At 71.2% G+C, this 15479-nt stretch carries 15 protein-coding genes and 3 pseudogenes; 9 read left to right on the forward strand and 9 right to left on the reverse strand.

All coding sequences use genetic code 11. From position 1 onward, the window contains the following. The 9 genes and pseudogenes from AC07BF_RS31985 to AC07BF_RS32025 all read right to left on the reverse strand — a co-directional run. A partial coding sequence (locus AC07BF_RS31985) for a substrate-binding domain-containing protein (protein WP_478334276.1) occupies positions 1-655 on the reverse strand: 655 nt, incomplete at its 3' end. Between the two features lie 79 nt (positions 656-734). Next, entirely contained in the window at positions 735-1409 is a 675-nt protein-coding gene (otnC, locus tag AC07BF_RS31990) for a 3-oxo-tetronate 4-phosphate decarboxylase (RefSeq protein WP_478334277.1), read from the reverse strand. Then, entirely contained in the window at positions 1406-2677 is a 1272-nt protein-coding gene (gene otnK, locus AC07BF_RS31995; RefSeq protein WP_478334278.1) for a 3-oxo-tetronate kinase, read from the reverse strand. Before otnK ends, otnC begins: the two co-directional genes overlap by 4 nt. Positions 2678-2719: 42 nt before the next feature. After that, positions 2720-4117 (reverse strand): GntT/GntP/DsdX family permease, encoded by a 1398-nt coding sequence (locus AC07BF_RS32000; RefSeq protein WP_478334279.1) that lies wholly within the window; start codon positions 4115-4117, stop codon positions 2720-2722. Between the two features lie 173 nt (positions 4118-4290). Then, positions 4291-4965 (reverse strand): aspartate/glutamate racemase family protein, encoded by a 675-nt coding sequence (locus AC07BF_RS32005; protein WP_363589261.1) that lies wholly within the window; start codon positions 4963-4965, stop codon positions 4291-4293. After that, positions 4962-5759, reverse strand: coding sequence for a hydroxypyruvate isomerase family protein (locus AC07BF_RS32010; protein ID WP_363589259.1), 798 nt, complete (start codon positions 5757-5759; stop codon positions 4962-4964). The genes AC07BF_RS32005 and AC07BF_RS32010 overlap by 4 nt, the downstream gene beginning before the upstream one ends. Continuing rightward, on the reverse strand, positions 5756-6718 hold the full coding sequence (locus AC07BF_RS32015) for a phosphoglycerate dehydrogenase (protein WP_478334280.1): 963 nt from the start codon (positions 6716-6718) through the stop codon (positions 5756-5758). The genes AC07BF_RS32010 and AC07BF_RS32015 overlap by 4 nt, the downstream gene beginning before the upstream one ends. A gap of 216 nt (positions 6719-6934) precedes the next feature. Then, positions 6935-7486: a Gfo/Idh/MocA family protein gene (locus AC07BF_RS32020; protein WP_400812489.1), complete on the reverse strand. Its 552-nt coding sequence runs from the start codon at positions 7484-7486 to the stop codon at positions 6935-6937. Between the two features lie 3 nt (positions 7487-7489). After that, positions 7490-7735 (reverse strand): annotated as a pseudogene (locus tag AC07BF_RS32025) (Gfo/Idh/MocA family oxidoreductase); the annotation flags it as partial. A gap of 263 nt (positions 7736-7998) precedes the next feature. On the opposite strand from AC07BF_RS32025, the gene AC07BF_RS32030 reads away from it, so the two are divergent. From AC07BF_RS32030 to AC07BF_RS32070, 9 genes and pseudogenes are all read left to right on the forward strand, one after another. Then, on the forward strand, positions 7999-9315 hold the full coding sequence (locus AC07BF_RS32030; protein ID WP_478319407.1) for a helix-turn-helix transcriptional regulator: 1317 nt from the start codon (positions 7999-8001) through the stop codon (positions 9313-9315). A 168-nt stretch (positions 9316-9483) separates the two neighbouring features. Next, positions 9484-9978: pseudogene (locus AC07BF_RS32035) on the forward strand (winged helix-turn-helix domain-containing protein); the annotation flags it as partial. A 41-nt stretch (positions 9979-10019) separates the two neighbouring features. After that, on the forward strand, positions 10020-10502 hold the full coding sequence (locus AC07BF_RS32040) for an NUDIX domain-containing protein (RefSeq protein ID WP_363589251.1): 483 nt from the start codon (positions 10020-10022) through the stop codon (positions 10500-10502). A 151-nt stretch (positions 10503-10653) separates the two neighbouring features. Further along, on the forward strand, positions 10654-11130 hold the full coding sequence (locus AC07BF_RS32045; RefSeq protein WP_363620539.1) for a GNAT family N-acetyltransferase: 477 nt from the start codon (positions 10654-10656) through the stop codon (positions 11128-11130). Next, positions 11127-11639, forward strand: coding sequence for an HIT family protein (locus AC07BF_RS32050; RefSeq protein ID WP_478334281.1), 513 nt, complete (start codon positions 11127-11129; stop codon positions 11637-11639). The genes AC07BF_RS32045 and AC07BF_RS32050 overlap by 4 nt, the downstream gene beginning before the upstream one ends. Positions 11640-11641: 2 nt before the next feature. Further along, positions 11642-11869: an NUDIX hydrolase gene (locus tag AC07BF_RS32055; protein WP_400812463.1), complete on the forward strand. Its 228-nt coding sequence runs from the start codon at positions 11642-11644 to the stop codon at positions 11867-11869. Between the two features lie 18 nt (positions 11870-11887). Continuing rightward, positions 11888-12061, forward strand: coding sequence for a hypothetical protein (locus tag AC07BF_RS32060; protein ID WP_478334282.1), 174 nt, complete (start codon positions 11888-11890; stop codon positions 12059-12061). Beyond that, entirely contained in the window at positions 12058-13200 is a 1143-nt protein-coding gene (locus AC07BF_RS32065) for a PIG-L family deacetylase (protein WP_478334283.1), read from the forward strand. Before AC07BF_RS32060 ends, AC07BF_RS32065 begins: the two co-directional genes overlap by 4 nt. A gap of 369 nt (positions 13201-13569) precedes the next feature. Continuing rightward, positions 13570-14979 (forward strand): annotated as a pseudogene (locus tag AC07BF_RS32070) (IS701 family transposase). The last annotated feature ends 500 nt before the right edge of the window (positions 14980-15479 follow it).

The raw sequence follows: 15479 nt of genomic DNA on the forward strand, positions 1-15479 counted from the left end.
CCTCTTCTTCTCCGGCGGGCGGCGCGGGGGGGGTGCGGCCCCTCCCTGGCACTTTTTTTTCTTCCCCCCCCCCCCCCCGGGGCCCCCCCCCCCCCCCCCCCCGGGGCACGAAGAGGAGTTCGCTCAACTGCTGGATGGCGATGTCGGCGCGGCCGTCGACGACGGCCTCGGCGATGAAGCCCTTCTCGATGACGGTCGCCCTGGCATTGATCTCGTCGGCGATGCCCAGGTCACGCAGCAGCCCGGCGAAGTACAGGCCACTCGCCCCGGTCCGCGAGTAGGCGACGCTGCGAGCGGCGCGCAGGGTCGTGACGAGGGCGTCGCGGGTGCTGATGTCCGGGTGCGCGGTGCCGGGCGGTACGGCGAGTCCCACTCCCGTGCGGGCTATCGCGGTACGCGTGTCGAGGTCGACCAGACCGCGTTCGGCGAGCGGGCGGAAGGAGTCGGTGACACCGATCATCACGTCGAAGGGTGTGCCCGCGTCGATCTGGCGGACGAGCTGGACCGTGGGGTCGAACACGGGAATGACGCTCACCCCGCTGTCCCGGGTGAAGGCGGGCAGGACGACCTCGTCCAGCGCCTTGCGGACGGCCAGGGCGCTGAACAGGGTGAGGGAGTGCCGGGCGGTGGTGTCGGCACTGTTGCTGTCGGACACGATGTCTTCACTCTTTCCTTCTCGGCCGGGCACCGGTTCGATCGGTGCCGCGGCGGGGGTGCGGGGCTCGGCGTCGGGACTACGCGGACGCGCTGAGCGCGGCGCGTTCGGCCCCGGTCAGCGGCCGCGTCGGCAGGCCGCGCAGCAGGAGGAAGAGCCGGGCCGTCTCCTCCAGTTCCTCCAGCGCGTCCATCGTCGTGGCCAGGGCTGCGCCCGCGACGACGGGGCCGTGATTGCTCAGCAGCATGGCGTGCCTGCGCCCGGCGGTCTCCTCCACCACCTCCTCCAGGCCGCGATCGCCCGGGGCGTGGTACGGCAGGACCGGCAGCTGTCCGATGCGCATCGCGAAGTACGCGGTCAGCGGCGGCAACGCGTCCTCGGGGTCGAGGCCGGTGAGGCAGGAGACCGCGGCCGCGTGCGTGGAGTGGGTGTGGACGACGGCCTGGGCGTCGGGCCGGGCGCGGAGCACTGCCGCGTGCAGGAAGGCCTCCTTGGAGGGCGGGGGTCCGTCGACGTGCCGCCCGTACTCGTCGGCCAGGGACAGCTGGTCGACGGTGACCGTGCCCAGACTGGAGCCGGTGGGGGTCACCAGAATCCCTTCCGGGGTGCGGACGGACAGGTTGCCGGTACTGCCGTGGGTGAGGCCGCGGGAGAACAATGAGCGTGCCGTGCGGACCAGTTCCTCGCCTGCCGCGGTCCGGGAGGGCCCGGTCGCGCGGCGCCCCCTGCGGCGGTCCGGGGAGCGCGAGGTCATCGGGCACCCCCTGCGGCGGTGGCGGTGAGCAGCAGGTCCCGCTCGCCGAAGTTCCCGGACTTGAGCAGGATGTCCAGACCGGCGGCGGTGTGGATCCACGGGACCCCGCGCGCCGCCTCGGCGCCGACCTGGCCTCCGTCGACGCCGAGCGCGCTGACGACCGCGCCGGACGTCTCTCCTCCGGCGATGACGAGTCGGGTCACCCCGCGTTCGGCCAGTCCCCGGGCGATGCGACCGAGTGCGGCCTCCAGGATCGACGCGGACCGCTCCAGGCCGAGGGCGTGCTGGACGTCCCGCAGTGCGTGCGGCGGCATCGAGGAGTGGATCAGCGGCCCTGCTTCGGTCGCCCGGCTGCCGAGATCGTCGTACCAGGCGAGTGCCCGGTCGGCGAGGGAGGCCGGTTCCCGGTCGGTCAGCGGGTCGAGGCGGTGGACGGGGCGGCCCGCCGCGCGCATGGCATCGATCTGCTCCAGGGTGCGCCTGGAACAGCTTCCGGCCAGGGCGACCGCGGGACCGTCCGGTCGCACGGGCCGACCTGCCCGGTCGCCGGGTGCGGAGGCGGAGCGCTCGGCGTGCACTCTGGCGAGCGCGCCGGCCAACCCCGCGGCGCCGGCGACCAGCGGCAGGTCCTCGCAGGCTTGGGCGATCGCGTACAGGTCGCCGTCGGTCAGCGCGTCCGCGAGGAGGTAGCGGGTGTGCCCGGCGTGTTGACGGATGGTGGAGCGGATCCGGTCGGCGCCGCCGGAGACGACGGTGTGGTCCAGCACGGCACAGCCGGGGTGGGCCGACTGGGCATCGAGCAGCCTGGGGAGGAAGGAGTCCCGCATGGGTGTCAGGGGGTGGTGCCGCATCGGGGACTCGGCCAGCAGCGTGCCGTCGACGAACAGGTACCCCTGGTACTGGGTGCGGCCGTGCTCGGGCGAGCTCGGTGTGGTGACGACCGGGTCGCCGCCGGTCGCCTGGCCGAGTGCGTCCAGCACCGGGCCGATGTTGCCCTGGGCGGTGGAGTCGAAAGTGGAGCAGTACTTGAAGTAGAGCCGGGTGGCTCCGGCTCGGGACAGCCTTAGCGCGGCGGCCTGACTCTGCTCAACTGCCTTTGCCACCGGGGCGGTTCGGGTCTTCAGCGAGATGACGGCGGCGTCGACGGGCTGCTGCGCCGGGAGTTCGTCGGGGGTGCCGAAGCAGAGCAGGGTGCGCAGGCCCTGACGTCGTAGCGCGGCTGCGACGTCGGTGCCACCGGTGACGTCGTCGGCGATCACACCGATCATGGTGTTTCCTTTCCGTCTGGCTCGGTCGTGGGAGGAGAGGCCCTAGGCCAGGGCGGATATGGCGAGTACACAGCCGAAGCCGAGCAGCGACACGGTGGTCTCGATGACGGTGAAGCTCTTGAACATGTCCGTCAGTGACATGCCGAAGCTCTCCTTGACCTGCCAGGAGGCGGCGTTGTTGATGTGCGGGAAGATGATGGAGCCGCAGCCGAGTGCGAGGACGACCAACGCCGGGTGCAGTCCGGGAGTCTCGGGCACCATGGGGGCGACGATCCCGGAGGCGGTGATGATGGCGACGGTCGCCGAGCCGACCGCCAGCCGGATGAGGGCCGCGATCACCCAGGCCAGGATGAGCGGAGAGACGCCCAGGCCGTGCGTGAGGTGGGCGATCGCCTTGCCGATCCCGGAGTCCAGCATGACCCCGCTCAGGGCGCCGCCTCCCCCGATGATCAGCAGGATGGGGGCGATGGCCGCGATGCTGTCGTCGACCTGGCCCTTCAGCTGCTGCCCGCTGACTCCCCGCGCCCAGCCGAGGCCGATGACCGCGAGGATCACCGCGATCAGCAGCGCCACCACCGGCTGGCCGACGAAGCCGAGCGCACTCGCCCAACCCCCGGTCAGGTGGGCGACGGTGACCACGGACTGGCCCACGACCAGGATCAACGGCAGCACCACCGGGATGACCGACAGGGCGATGCCGGGCGGGGTCCGGTCATCGGCCTTGAGCGTGAACTGTTCGACGAGTCTGGGCGGAGGCACCGGGAAGACGCGGCGGGCGATCGGGCCGGCCAGGAACTGGCCGGAGACCACCATGGTGATGACGGCGACCGGCAGGCCGTAGCCGATGACCGTCCCGACCTCGGTGTGGAGGGCGGTCGCGGCGGCGGTGGGGCCGGGGTGGGGCGGGACCAGCGCATGGATCGAGGCGACGGTGCCCAGTGCCGGGACACCCACGAGCAGGTAGGGCGAAGTCCTCCTGCCCTTCGCGTCGCGGCCCTCACTGTCGAGCATGGTGGTCTCGACCTCCCGCGCGATGCTGAACAGGAGCGGCAGCAGCACCGCGAGGGCGACCTCGAAGAAGAGCGGGAGGGCGACGACGAAGGCCAGCAGGCTCACCATCCAGGGGATGGTGCGCAGGGAACGGCCCCGGGTGAGCACGGTGGCCAGCCGCCGGATGGCTCCGGATTCGGCGAGCACGGTGCCCAGGATGGTGCCCAGGACCAAGATCAGTCCGGTCTGCCCGAGCGTTCCGCCGGCCCCGGAGGTGACGGATTGGACGACCGCCGCGGGCTTCTCCCCGGCGACGAGCCCGATACCCAGAGCGCCGATCACCAGCGCCAGGAAGGGATGGACCTTCAACCGTGTCGTGATCAACAGGACGACGACGACTATGCCGACGAAGCCGGTGACCAGCAGGCCGACCTCAGATGATGGGGCCACGCCAAACCTCTCTGTTCGCGCGGGCGGGGAGTGTCAATCGCGGGAGCTTCTATCGCGGGAGCGTCAGTCGAGGGGGCTGCCCAGGTGGGGGTGCAGCCACGGCGCTCCGCCTATACGAATCACTCAGAAACTCGCTCAGTGCTGGCTTGACTACAGGATTTAGCAGGCGGGTTTCAAGGGCCTGACAGCAACGTGCGCAGGACGCTCGCGGCACTCGCCGGACCGGACACCACCGGCATCTCCAGGGCCGCCGCGAGAGCGCGGGCCGCGGGGGCGAGCGAGTACTGGGCGAGGAAGACCGCGTCGGCGTCCGCGATCGCCGCGGACACGCCCTCCACCAGCACCGACACCAGCCGGTCACGCTCTCCCGCGGCCGTCACCGCCTTGGCCTCCGGCACGACCAGACCCGACACCTCGACCCCCGGTGCCGGTGCGGACGAGGCCAGTACCGTGCGAAGCCGGTCCACCGAGTCCCGCAACGCCGCCTCGAACGAGGCCACCACCAGGACGTGCCGGAGCCCGCCGGCGGCGATCTGCTCGAACGCCGCCTGGTCCGGTGCCAGCACCGGCACGGCGACCCCGCCGGCGGCCTCCTGCGCCACCACCCCGTACAGCGAACAGGTCAGCAGAACCGCGTCGGCGCCCCCGCGCACCGCGTGTTCGATGAGCCGGTGCATCCGCGCCCGCAGCGCCGCGGTCAGACCGCCCTGTTCGTCGGCGTCCGACAGCAGCCGGTCGTCCAGCAGGTGCCAGACCTCGGCCTCGGGGAAGCCCTCACGCAGCGCCTCGGCCGCCGGCGCCATCGCCGTGGGTACGGCACTGATCAGCGCGATCCGGGGCGCGGTCACGCCGCCGCTCCCCGGAACCACCGCACCCAGTCCAGCCCCGCCACGGTCTCACCGGCCGGCGCGTATTCGCAGCCGATCCAGCCCGGGTATCCGGATTCGGCGACGGCCCGCAGCACGGCCCGCCAGCCGATCTCTCCCGTCCCCGGCTCGTGCCGGCCCGGCGGGTCGGCGACCTGAAGGTGCCACACCCGTTCCTGGAAACGCCGGTAGGTGCGGATCAGATCGCCCTCGTCGATCTGCAGATGGTAGAAGTCGAGCAACAACCCGACCTGATCGCCGCCGACCGCCTCCGCCACCGCGGCCGCCTGTTCCTGGGACTGCAGAACGAAGCCGGGGCAGTCCCGCTTGTTCTGCGCCTCCAGAACGATCCGGACTCCGGCCTCCCGGGCCTGTTCCGCGGCCCAGGCGATGTTGGCGACGTAGCGCGCGAACGCCCGATCCCGACCGACCCCGTCGGGCACGATCCCACCGACGACGTGCAGCAGCTCGCAGTCCAGCGCGGTCGCGTATTCCAGACCGCGCTCGACACCGGCCCGGAACTCGCCGTCCAGGCCGGGGATGCAGGCCAGTCCCGACCGGGTCGGCGTTCCGGGCGCGCCCATGGGCGTGTTGATCAGCACCTGGGTCAGCCCCGCGTCACGCAGCCGACGCCGAAGGACGGGAGCGGCGTAGCCGTAGGGCGAGGGGAACTCCACTCCGGCGAAGCCGGCGGCTGCGGCCGCGTCAAAGCGCGCCTCGAACTCCAGCTCGGTGAAAAGCCACTTGAGGTTGGCGTCGAAACGAAACGTCGTCATCTTCCGTCCGCCTCCGGCCGCCGCGTGCGCGCCGCTGCGTGAGCGGCCGACCCCGGGTTGACGGTGTGTTCGGAACGTCCACCCCGTAGCACCGTCACGACCGACCGGGCGGCCATCATCCCGGAGCGGGCACGTGACTCCACCGTGGCGGCTCCGATGTGTGCCGTCACCAGCACGTTGTCGAAGGAGCGCAACGGGCTGTCGGACGGCAGCGGCTCCTTCTCCACGGTGTCCAGCGCGGCGCCGGCCAGCCTGCCGGAGGCGAGCGCGTCCGCGAGGGCGCTCTCGTCGACGACGCCGCCGCGCGCCGTGTTGACCACGAAGGCACCCCGTTTCATCCGGGCGAATGCCTTTGCGTCCAGCAGGTGGTGGGTCTGCCGGCTGAGGAACAGGTGCAGACTGACGAAGTCGGACTCGGCCAGCAACTGCTCCAGGTCGAGCACGCGAATGCCGTGCTCGGTCGCGTAGTCCCGGTCGACGGCCGGGTCGTAGGCGACGACGCGCATGCCGAAGCTCTGCGCCACGCGGGCCACGAGTCTGCCGATCGCGCCCAGACCGACGATGCCGAGCGTGGCACCGGCCAACTCGCGTCCGCCGGCCTGGTCCCACCCGCCCGCACGGACCGATGCGACGTTCTGCGGGATCCTGCGGGCCAGGCTGAGGAGCAGCCCCATGGTGTGCTCGGCCACGGACTGGCGGTTGACTCCCGGGGTCGGGCAGACGGCGACACCGTGTGCGGTCGCCGCCGCCAGGTCGATGTTGTCGTAGCCGACCCCGGTACGCCCGATCACCTTCAACCGGGGCGCCGCCTCGAACAGCTCCGCGCCGAAGGGGTCGGTGCCGGCCACGATCGCGTCGACGGAACCCACCAACTCCGGCAAGGACGCGCCGCCGCGGGCCCGGTCCCCGACCGAACCGTGCACGACGTCGAGCCCGGCCGCGGCGAGGTGGCGGTGCACGGCGTCCCCCGGTCGCAACCAGCCCGTGGTCACCAGGACGCGCCCGTGGAGTGGAGCTGCGTGCTGCGCTGCCCGGTCCGTCACCTCTGTCGGCGCTCCCGGCCCCGTCGGCTCTATGGGCTCTGTCGGCTCTGTCGGCTCTCCGGCCAAGACCGTCCTACCTCTCCGGCCGTTACGGCCTCTCCATCGACCTATCGGGTCGCGACAAATAAAATACTATAGCGATGGGGCCGATACTAGACCCCTGCGTGTGCAGCAGCTTTTCGGCGGTGGTCCTGCCCTCCCCCGCCCAGTCAACGGCCGCGGGCGGCCGGGTCCTGGGCGGTGACGTGCCGGGCGACGGCGTCCACGCCGGGGCGGGCGCACCGCTCCAGGGAGCGGACAGAGGCGTGCCGGGAGCGGGCCGGCAGCATCGGCGTGCTGGTGCCGTTCTCCGCGCACGGTGCCGTACAGGTCGTTGTCGTAGCCGAGCTGGATGACGGCGGTGTCCTCGGCGTCGTACCCGCCGTCGGGCAGCGCGGCGGTCGAGAAGTCGGCCATGATCCGGTTGGGCATCCCGAAGTACCACAGCAGCAGGTCGACGATGTGGTAGCCCATGTCGATGACGCAGCCGCCGCCGGCCTGGCTGACGTCTCCGCGCCAGCCCGCGCCGGGGTCGTCGGTGTGGAAGGTGTACTGGCCGTCGATGAAGAATGGGGTGCCGATCTGGTCCAGGAGCTGAACCACGGACGCGTGGAACGGGTTGAAGCGCCGTTGGAGCGTGACCATCAGCTCCACCTGGGCCTGCTGGCAGATCGAGGCGAACTCGCGCGCCTTGGGCAGGGAGGTCGCGAACGGCTTCTCCTTGAGGACGTGCACGCCTCGGACGGCGCACTCCTCGATCACGGCCCGGCCGGCGTGGTGCGGGACCGCGACGATGACGAAGTCCAGCGCCACGGTGTCCAGCAGGTCGGCGGCCCGGGTGAAGCCCGGGACGTGGTGCGTGTCCTGCTGGGCCCGCAGGGCGTCCGGGTCGCTGTCGCAGACCGCGCGACCAACTCGGCCCGGTTGGAGGCGAGCAGGCCGGGAAGGTGGTCTTCGAGTGCCTGGTGTCCGAGGCCGATGACCGCCGCGCGTCGTTTCATGGGCTGACTCCTTCCGCTTCGTGAGGGAACTTGTCGATGCGTGTCGAGTACAGCGCCAACTCCGGTTTCCTGGACAGGCATTGTCTGTAGTCCCGGGGTTGTCCCGCGCTCGCGCGCAGTAGGCTGTCCGTCACTGTCGATGATGGAATTGGCCCCGTGGACGACCCGATCCGGCACCCCCTCGCCTACGCCCGTGAACTGCGCGGGTGGTCACAGAGCGACCTCGTCGTGTTCCTCGACCGGGCCGCCCGCAAGCACGGGCTCCGCTCCGGCGCGGACAAGACGGCCGTCAGCCGGTGGGAGAACTGGCGCAAGCAGCCGAACCTGCACTCCCAGATCCTGATCGCGGAAGCCTTCGACGTTCCGATCGCCGACATGGAGCTGTTCGGGTGGCCCGATTGGCTGCCCGGCCGCGAGGTTCCGCTGCCACTGGGATCGGCGTACACCGTCCAAGCACTTCGAGATGCACAGAGAGCCGCCATGGACCGCCGCAGCTTCATGACCTTCAGCGCCGTCTCGCTGGCCGGCCTCGCCGCCCAGTGGGCCACGATCGAGCCCGATCGCCTGACTTCCGCCCTCGACGGCAGGACAGCCGTGGACCCCGGGCTCGTGGACTGGCTGGAGCAAACCAGCGCGAAGCTGACGACCCTGCCCACCGAACAGCGCCAGCACACGATCAAGCTGACGGACGCTCATCTCGCGACCGTCACCGACCTGATCGAGGGCGGCGGCCACGCCGAGCCCGTCGCCAAGCGGCTGCACCTCCTGGCCGCGTCACTGGCCACCACCTGCGGCTGGTACCGCTTCGACCAGGGCAAGCACTTCGCCGCGGGAAAGCTCTGGGCAGGAGCCTTGCAAGCCGCCGACGCCGCAGGTGACCGCGACTTCAGCGCCGGTGTGCTCTCCGACTTCGCCTACCAGTCGAACTGGATCGGCCAACCGAACATCTCGGTGGACCAGCTCGGCCACGCACTGTCCGGTACCAAGCACCCCACCGCCCGGTCGCTGCTGTTCCTCCGGCGGGCCAGGGCCCACGCCGCGCTCGGCGAACGCTCCGCGTGCTACCGCGACCTGTCCGACGCCGAGACCGCACTGTCGACGCGGGCTAGCGACCCCGCGCCGGGCTGGTGCGCGTGGATGCGCCCTGCGGACCTCGCGGTCGACTCCGGCCAGTGCCTGCTCGATCTCGGCCGGGCCGACGAGGCGCGGGTCAGGATGGCCGAGGGCCTGGCCCTCCTGCCCAAGGCCCGGGACAAGACGCGTGGCATCTTCCTGACCTACCAGGCCAAGGGCTTCCTGCAATCCAACGACGTCGAGCAGGCTCTCGCCGTCACCACCGAATCCCTCGATCTGGCCACCCGCATCGGCGCCGAGCGGTGTGTCAGCCTGGTCCGCGAGCTCGCGCCGGCGTTCAAGCCGTACCGCCAGGTTGACGGCGTCGCCGATCTCATCGAGCGCGTCCGGGCTGCGTGACGGATGCCCAGATCAGAGTCGCGGTGATCAGCGGCCCGGAGAGGATGATCCCGGAGAGGATGATCCGAGCCGCCGTCGCCAGGAGGCTGCCAAGCGCCAGTCTGCGAAGCCCGGACCCATGCGGGTCGCGGGGCCGGGCTTCGCGCCGATATCAGCGAGAAGTGCTGCTGGGTGGAGGACCAGGTGTGGACGGCTGCGCGGGTGGCCATGCTGATCAGGCGTAAGTTCCACGTCTCGTACAGCGTCTCGGGCGCCACGAGGCCGATGCACAGGCTCGGCTTCAGTCCGCAGGTCCCCGCACGCAGAGTGGCCGAGCGCGACTTCACCGCTCTGGTCGACGGCGTCCACCACCTCGCCAAAGCACCGATCGTGCTGGTCCGGGACCGCCTGAACACCCACATCTCCCACGCCATCGGCGAGTTGATCGCCGAGCGTGACCGGCTGACGGTCTTCCTCCTTCCCGCCCACTCGCCCGACCTCAACCCCGTGGAGTGGGTCTGGGCACACGTCAAGCACAGCCTCGCCAACCTTGCCGTGGTCGCCCTCGACCGACTCGAAACCCTCGTCCGCAACCGACTCAAGCGACTCCAGTACCGACCCGACACACCCGACGGATTCATAGCCGGCACCGGCCTGACCCTCGACACCCCAACATCACCCTGACGAGCCGAAGTCAGTGATCAAGAGTCCTTGGAGGTAGTGCTGTGGAAAGCCTGCGACAGGCGGTGGCCGTCATCGTCCACGACCGGAGTGGCGGCCGGGTCGCGACGATCAACTACGCGACGAACAGCTGGAGCACGACGCCGGTGTGGACGATCCCCGGCGGCAAGGTCGAGGTCGGCGAGCGCCTGGACGAGGCCGCCGCCCGTGAACTGGCGGAGGAGACGGGGCTGGAAGTCGACCCGTGCGACCTGCGACTGGTCCACACGATCCAGGTCCGCCAGGGCTGGGACGGCAAGGGCCCCTTCCTGCTGTCGGTCTTCCTCGCCACCGCCTGGCAGGGCGAGTTGACGAACACCGAGCCCGGTAAACACCTCGCCGTGGTGTGGTCGCCCGAGGGCGGGCTGCCGCTGCCGATGTTCCCGTCCTCCCACGCCGCCCTGTCCGCGTACCTGTCCGGTGGCCGCGGGTTCTCCACCCACGGCTGGGCCGAGGGCGCCGACCCCCGCGACCTGGTCCAGGACTGAGGAAGGCACCGTCACCCTTCCCCACCAACCGGATCCCGTACGCCTACCGCGCCGTGCACCGGCCCGACGGCGGCACCGACCGACACCTCGTCCGCCCCGGCCTCCCCCGACAACCACCCGAGTGACCACCGAACCCCGGAGGCAGTCCCGCATGACCGGATCCCCCGTACGCCCCGCCGGCCCCGAGGACGCCGACGAACTGCTGCGCCTGCGCGTCGCGGTGCTCGACGGCGCCCGGCTGACCGACGACTGGCGCACCACCTTCCGCGACGACATGCGCGAACGGCTCGGCACCGACCCGAACCTGCTCGCCTACGTCGTCCCCGCCGACGACGGCACGCTGGCCTCCTGCGCCATCGGCATCGTCTACCGCGGCTACCGGGGCCCCACCCACCCCACCGGCCGGTGGGCCCGGATCCACACCGTGGCCACCGACCCGGCCCACCGACGCCGCGGGCACGCCCGCGCCGTCACCACCGCCCTGGTCCAGGCACTCCGGCACAGCGGCTGCGGATCGATCGAGCTGCGTGCCACCGAAACCGGAGCCCCGCTCTACCGCACCCTCGGATTCGACCCCGTCGACGGCTACATGGCGCTGCGCCCCGGCTCGGAAGGCTGGACGCGGTGACCGCCTTCGACCTCGACGCCTACAACGAGCGGGCCCGCAAAGGCCCCTGCTTCATCTGCTCGATGCTCGCCGGTGAGCCCGGGTACGAACACCGGATCGTCCTGGACGACGGCGTCCACGTCGCCTTCCTCGACCGCTACCCCACCCTGCCGGGCAAGCTCCTCGTCGCCCCGCGCGCCCACGTCGAGGACACCGTCAGCGGCTTCACCGAGGACCAGTACCTCGCCCTGCAACTGGTCGTGCACCGCGTGGCGACCGCGCTCGCCGCGACCGTCCCCACCGAACGCCTCTACCTGCTGAGCCTGGGCAGCATGCAGGGCAACGCCCACGTCCACTGGCACATCGCCGCCCTACCACCCGGCACCCCCTACGAGCAGCAGCAGTTCCACGCGCTGATGACCGAGGGCGCGGGCCTCCTGCCCGACAACCCCGGCCGGGCCGAACGCCTCGCCGCCGACCTGCGCACCCGGCTAGGCCACCCCGGCCGTCACGACCAGGAAGGAGCCTGACCATGGTCTTCGTCCCGCCCGGGCGGTTCGTCCCCACCCTGCCGCACGGCATCTCCTACGCCGGCGTCTTCCTGACCGACCGCCACGACCGGCCGCTCCTGCTCACCTCCGCCCACCACCCGGGCGAATACCACTACCCCGGCGGCCTCCTCGACAACGACGAGGACCCGTGGACATGCGCCACTGCGCGAGACCGCCGAGGAGATCGGCTTCGTCCCCGCCGCCCTTGACGACGCCCCCGCCCCCTGATGCTCTCCTTCACCCCGCCGGAACCACCGCGGCCCTGGAAGATCGGCGTCACCTTCGACGGCGGCCGCCTCACCGACAAGGAACTCGAACGCATCGCCCCCGACCCCGGCGAACACGACCGCACCCGCCGCCGATGCCACCCGACCACGCACCCGAAACGGAGCAGCCGATGACCACCTGGGACGAGATGTCCGCCGCCGCAGGCGAAGTACGCGACCTCTACGACGAGATCAACCGGCGGAGGCTGGGTCGCACCTGGGGCCTGTCGGACTTCGTCCTCGGTTTCACCGGCGACGTCGGCGACCTCGCGAAACTGGTCATGGCCCACCAGGGCCACCGCGCCGACGTGGCCGCGAGCACCGGGGCCATCGGCCACGAGCTGTCCGACTGCCTGTTCTCGCTCATGGTCATCGCCCAGGAGACCGGCGTCGACCTCGCAGGCCGCTTCACCACCGACATGGCCACCCTCGCCGCCCGCCTCCGCCCCGGGCAGCCGTCACCAGCCGCTCACCCTGCGCCCGCCGAACAAGGAGGACCTGCCATGCCACCCCTGCCGTCCCTGCCGTCCCTGCTCGCCGTGCTCGCACACCCGGACGACGAATCGCTCCTCGTCGGCGGCACCCTCGCCCAGCACGCCGCGTCCGGCGTCCGGACGGCCGTCGTCACCGCCACCTGGGCCGAGGACAGCCACCGCGCCGCCGAACTCGCCGACGCCCTGGACATCCTGGGCGCCGGCGTACCGAGGATGCTCGGCTACGCCGACGCCCGCGTCCCGCAATCCGCTCCCGGTCGGCCGCGGCTGTGCGACGCGCCCGTCGACCACGTGGTCGAGGACATCGTGCGGCACATCCGCGCGGTTCGGCCCGACATCGTGCTGACCCACGACGCCTACGGGCAACTGACCCGCCACCCGGACCACCGGCAGACCCACCGGGCGACCCTGCTGGCCATCGCCGCCTCCGGACTCGAACACCTCTACCCGGACGCCGGGGAGCCCTGGCAGCCCGCCGCCGTCCACATGGCCACCCACCCCCACTCGGCGATCGCCGACCTCGGGCCGCTCCTGAGCCGGGTCGGCAAATCCGTGCTGAGCGTCCCCGACACCCTGGCCGACGTGACATGCGATGTACGCCAGTGGCTGGACCAGAAGTGGGCCGCGATCACGGCCCACCGCAGCCAGGTCGAGGGAGAGCGCCCGCTCCCCGGAATCCTGACCCGCCTGCCCGAGGACGTCAGGTACCGGATCCTCGGAACCGAGCACTACACGTCACTCACCGCGCCACCCCGACACCCCCCGGCTGGATCGGCCTGACGGGCCGACAGGCACCAGGACACAGACCCCGATGCCAGTAACCGACCTCCCCGCCGGACGGACAACACCGGGCCGGCACCGGCAGTCCGGCGCCGGTACGGGCGGTGCCCGCGCTCTGAGCAGGCGAGGCCCGCCGTGGACCCCGCTGCCAGAGGGCCGGTTCGTCACCGCGAGCCGCACCCGGGCGGTTCCCGCCGCGGCGGCCGCGCGCGCACCCGAGGGCCCCGGTGCGGGCGTCGGCCCGGTCAGCCCGGTCCGAACACATGCCATCCTGCGAAGTGCGCAGCGGGAGAGCGATTTTACCGGTGGTTTGTTGACATGGGGTCAGGTCGGCAGTATCGGTGAGGAGAGTCTTTCGGGGGTGCTGCCATGACCGCGCGCGTACCTTGTCCACCGGCTCCCGGGCCCCTCGAGGGGTACGCGGCCAGGTTCGACGACCTCTTCAGCTCACTCGCCCAGCGGCGAGGATTCCGCGAGTACCTGACCGGTCTGCTACTGCCGCGGGACCGGAACAAGACGCTCACGGCCCTGGCCGGGGCCGAGCCGGTGGCCGGGGCTCAGCATCCGGCGGTGCAGCGGCTTCAGTTCTTCCTGTCGGAGTCGACGTGGAAGTTCGAGCAGGTCAACGCCCGTCGGCTCGAGCTGTTGCTGGCCGATCCGGCCACCGCGCCACACGGCCAGGGCGTGTTGGTGATCGACGACTCCGGAAACCGCAAGGACGGCACGGCCACCGCCCATGTCGGGCGGCAGTGGCCGGGCCGGCTCGGGAAGACGGACAACGCCGTCGTCACGGTAACCACGCTCTGGGCGGATGAGCGCCTCTACTATCCGCTACACGCGGTGCCCTACACCCCGGCCCACCACTTCCCGAGGAAGCGCAACGACCCCGACTTTCACACCAAGCCGCAGCTCGCCACCGACCTTGCCGGCCAGGCCCAGCGGGCCGGGGTCACGTTCCGGGCGGTGGTGGCGGACTGCGGCTACGGCGACCACGACGAGTTCCGACACACCCTGCGCGAGGCCGGCCTGCCGTTCGTCATGGCCCTCAAGCCCCGCCGCGGTACCTGAGCCTACAGGGACCAAGCGCACACCCCGGTCGAAGCGGCACACGCCCTGACCTGGACAGATCCCGAGCACCCAGGCGAGTGGACGCCGGTTGTCCGCACCTTCCGCGACGGGCACACCGAGACCTGGTGGGCCGCCGACGCCCGCCTCGGAGCATGGGGACCCGACGGGTGGACCCGCCTGGTGGTGGCCACCGCAGACCCAGGCACCCTGCCGGACAAAGCCACCTGGTATCTGGCCACCGACCTGCCCCGACCCGGCTCACCCCGCACCGCCGACAGTCCCCACCCGCCCGCCGGCCTGGCCGAGCTCGTCCGGCTCTACGGCCTGCGGCACTGGATCGAGCAAAGCCACAAGCAGGTCAAGGACGAACTAGGCCGGGCCGACTTCCAGGTCCGCTCCGACACAGCGATCCGCCGCCACCAGACCCTCGTGAACTGCGCATTCTCCTTCTGCTGGGACGCCTGGTTCGCCGAAGAAACCACAGCACAGGACCAGGCCCAGCCAGCCGAAACCGCAGACTGGCCAGAGAGGGGGCACACCCGTGTCCCACCAGCCCCAGCAACCCAGTTGGCCCCGGGCCATCCGAGCAATCCGGGCCTGGCTCGACCCCTGGCACACCCTCCAACGCTACTGGCACGCCTGGTCGCAAACGCCCCCGCCACCCGAACTCCAAGCCCTCATCACCTCGTTGGCCACTGGCCGAGCCCTTGATCTCTACTTACGGGTTTAACAAACCACCGGTAAGCCACCCGGCGCCAGCACCAAACCCGCTGCCGCGAGGAAGTCCTCAAGGCTGATGACACCGCCGTCGGTGCCGTCGTCCCATTCGACGAGGAGCCCCGAGAGGCCCTCGTTCCAAGAGTCCGGCGTGTCGGCATCATCCTCAGGCCCAGGATGCCACTCGACGCAGCCCTCACCATGCCGGTATCGGAGATACAGGTACTGGCCGTCTGCCGTCCAGGCATCCCACTGCGACGGGTAGGCAGAACATGGCTGCGTAGTTGCGGACCGAGAGCACCTGTTGGTGCGAGATGGCAGCACAAGGCGATGGTTGGAGCCCCGAGTGTCGATGAGAAGTGGCAGCGGTTCTGGCGCGTCGGGGGCGCGAGAATGTCCCAACGTGGGGGGGGGGGGGGGGGGGGGGGGGGGGGGAAGAAAGGGGGGGGGGGGGGGGGGGGGGGGGGGGGGGGGGGGGGGGGGGGGGGGGGGGG

The organism is Kitasatospora sp. NPDC043950 (genome assembly GCF_056435345.1).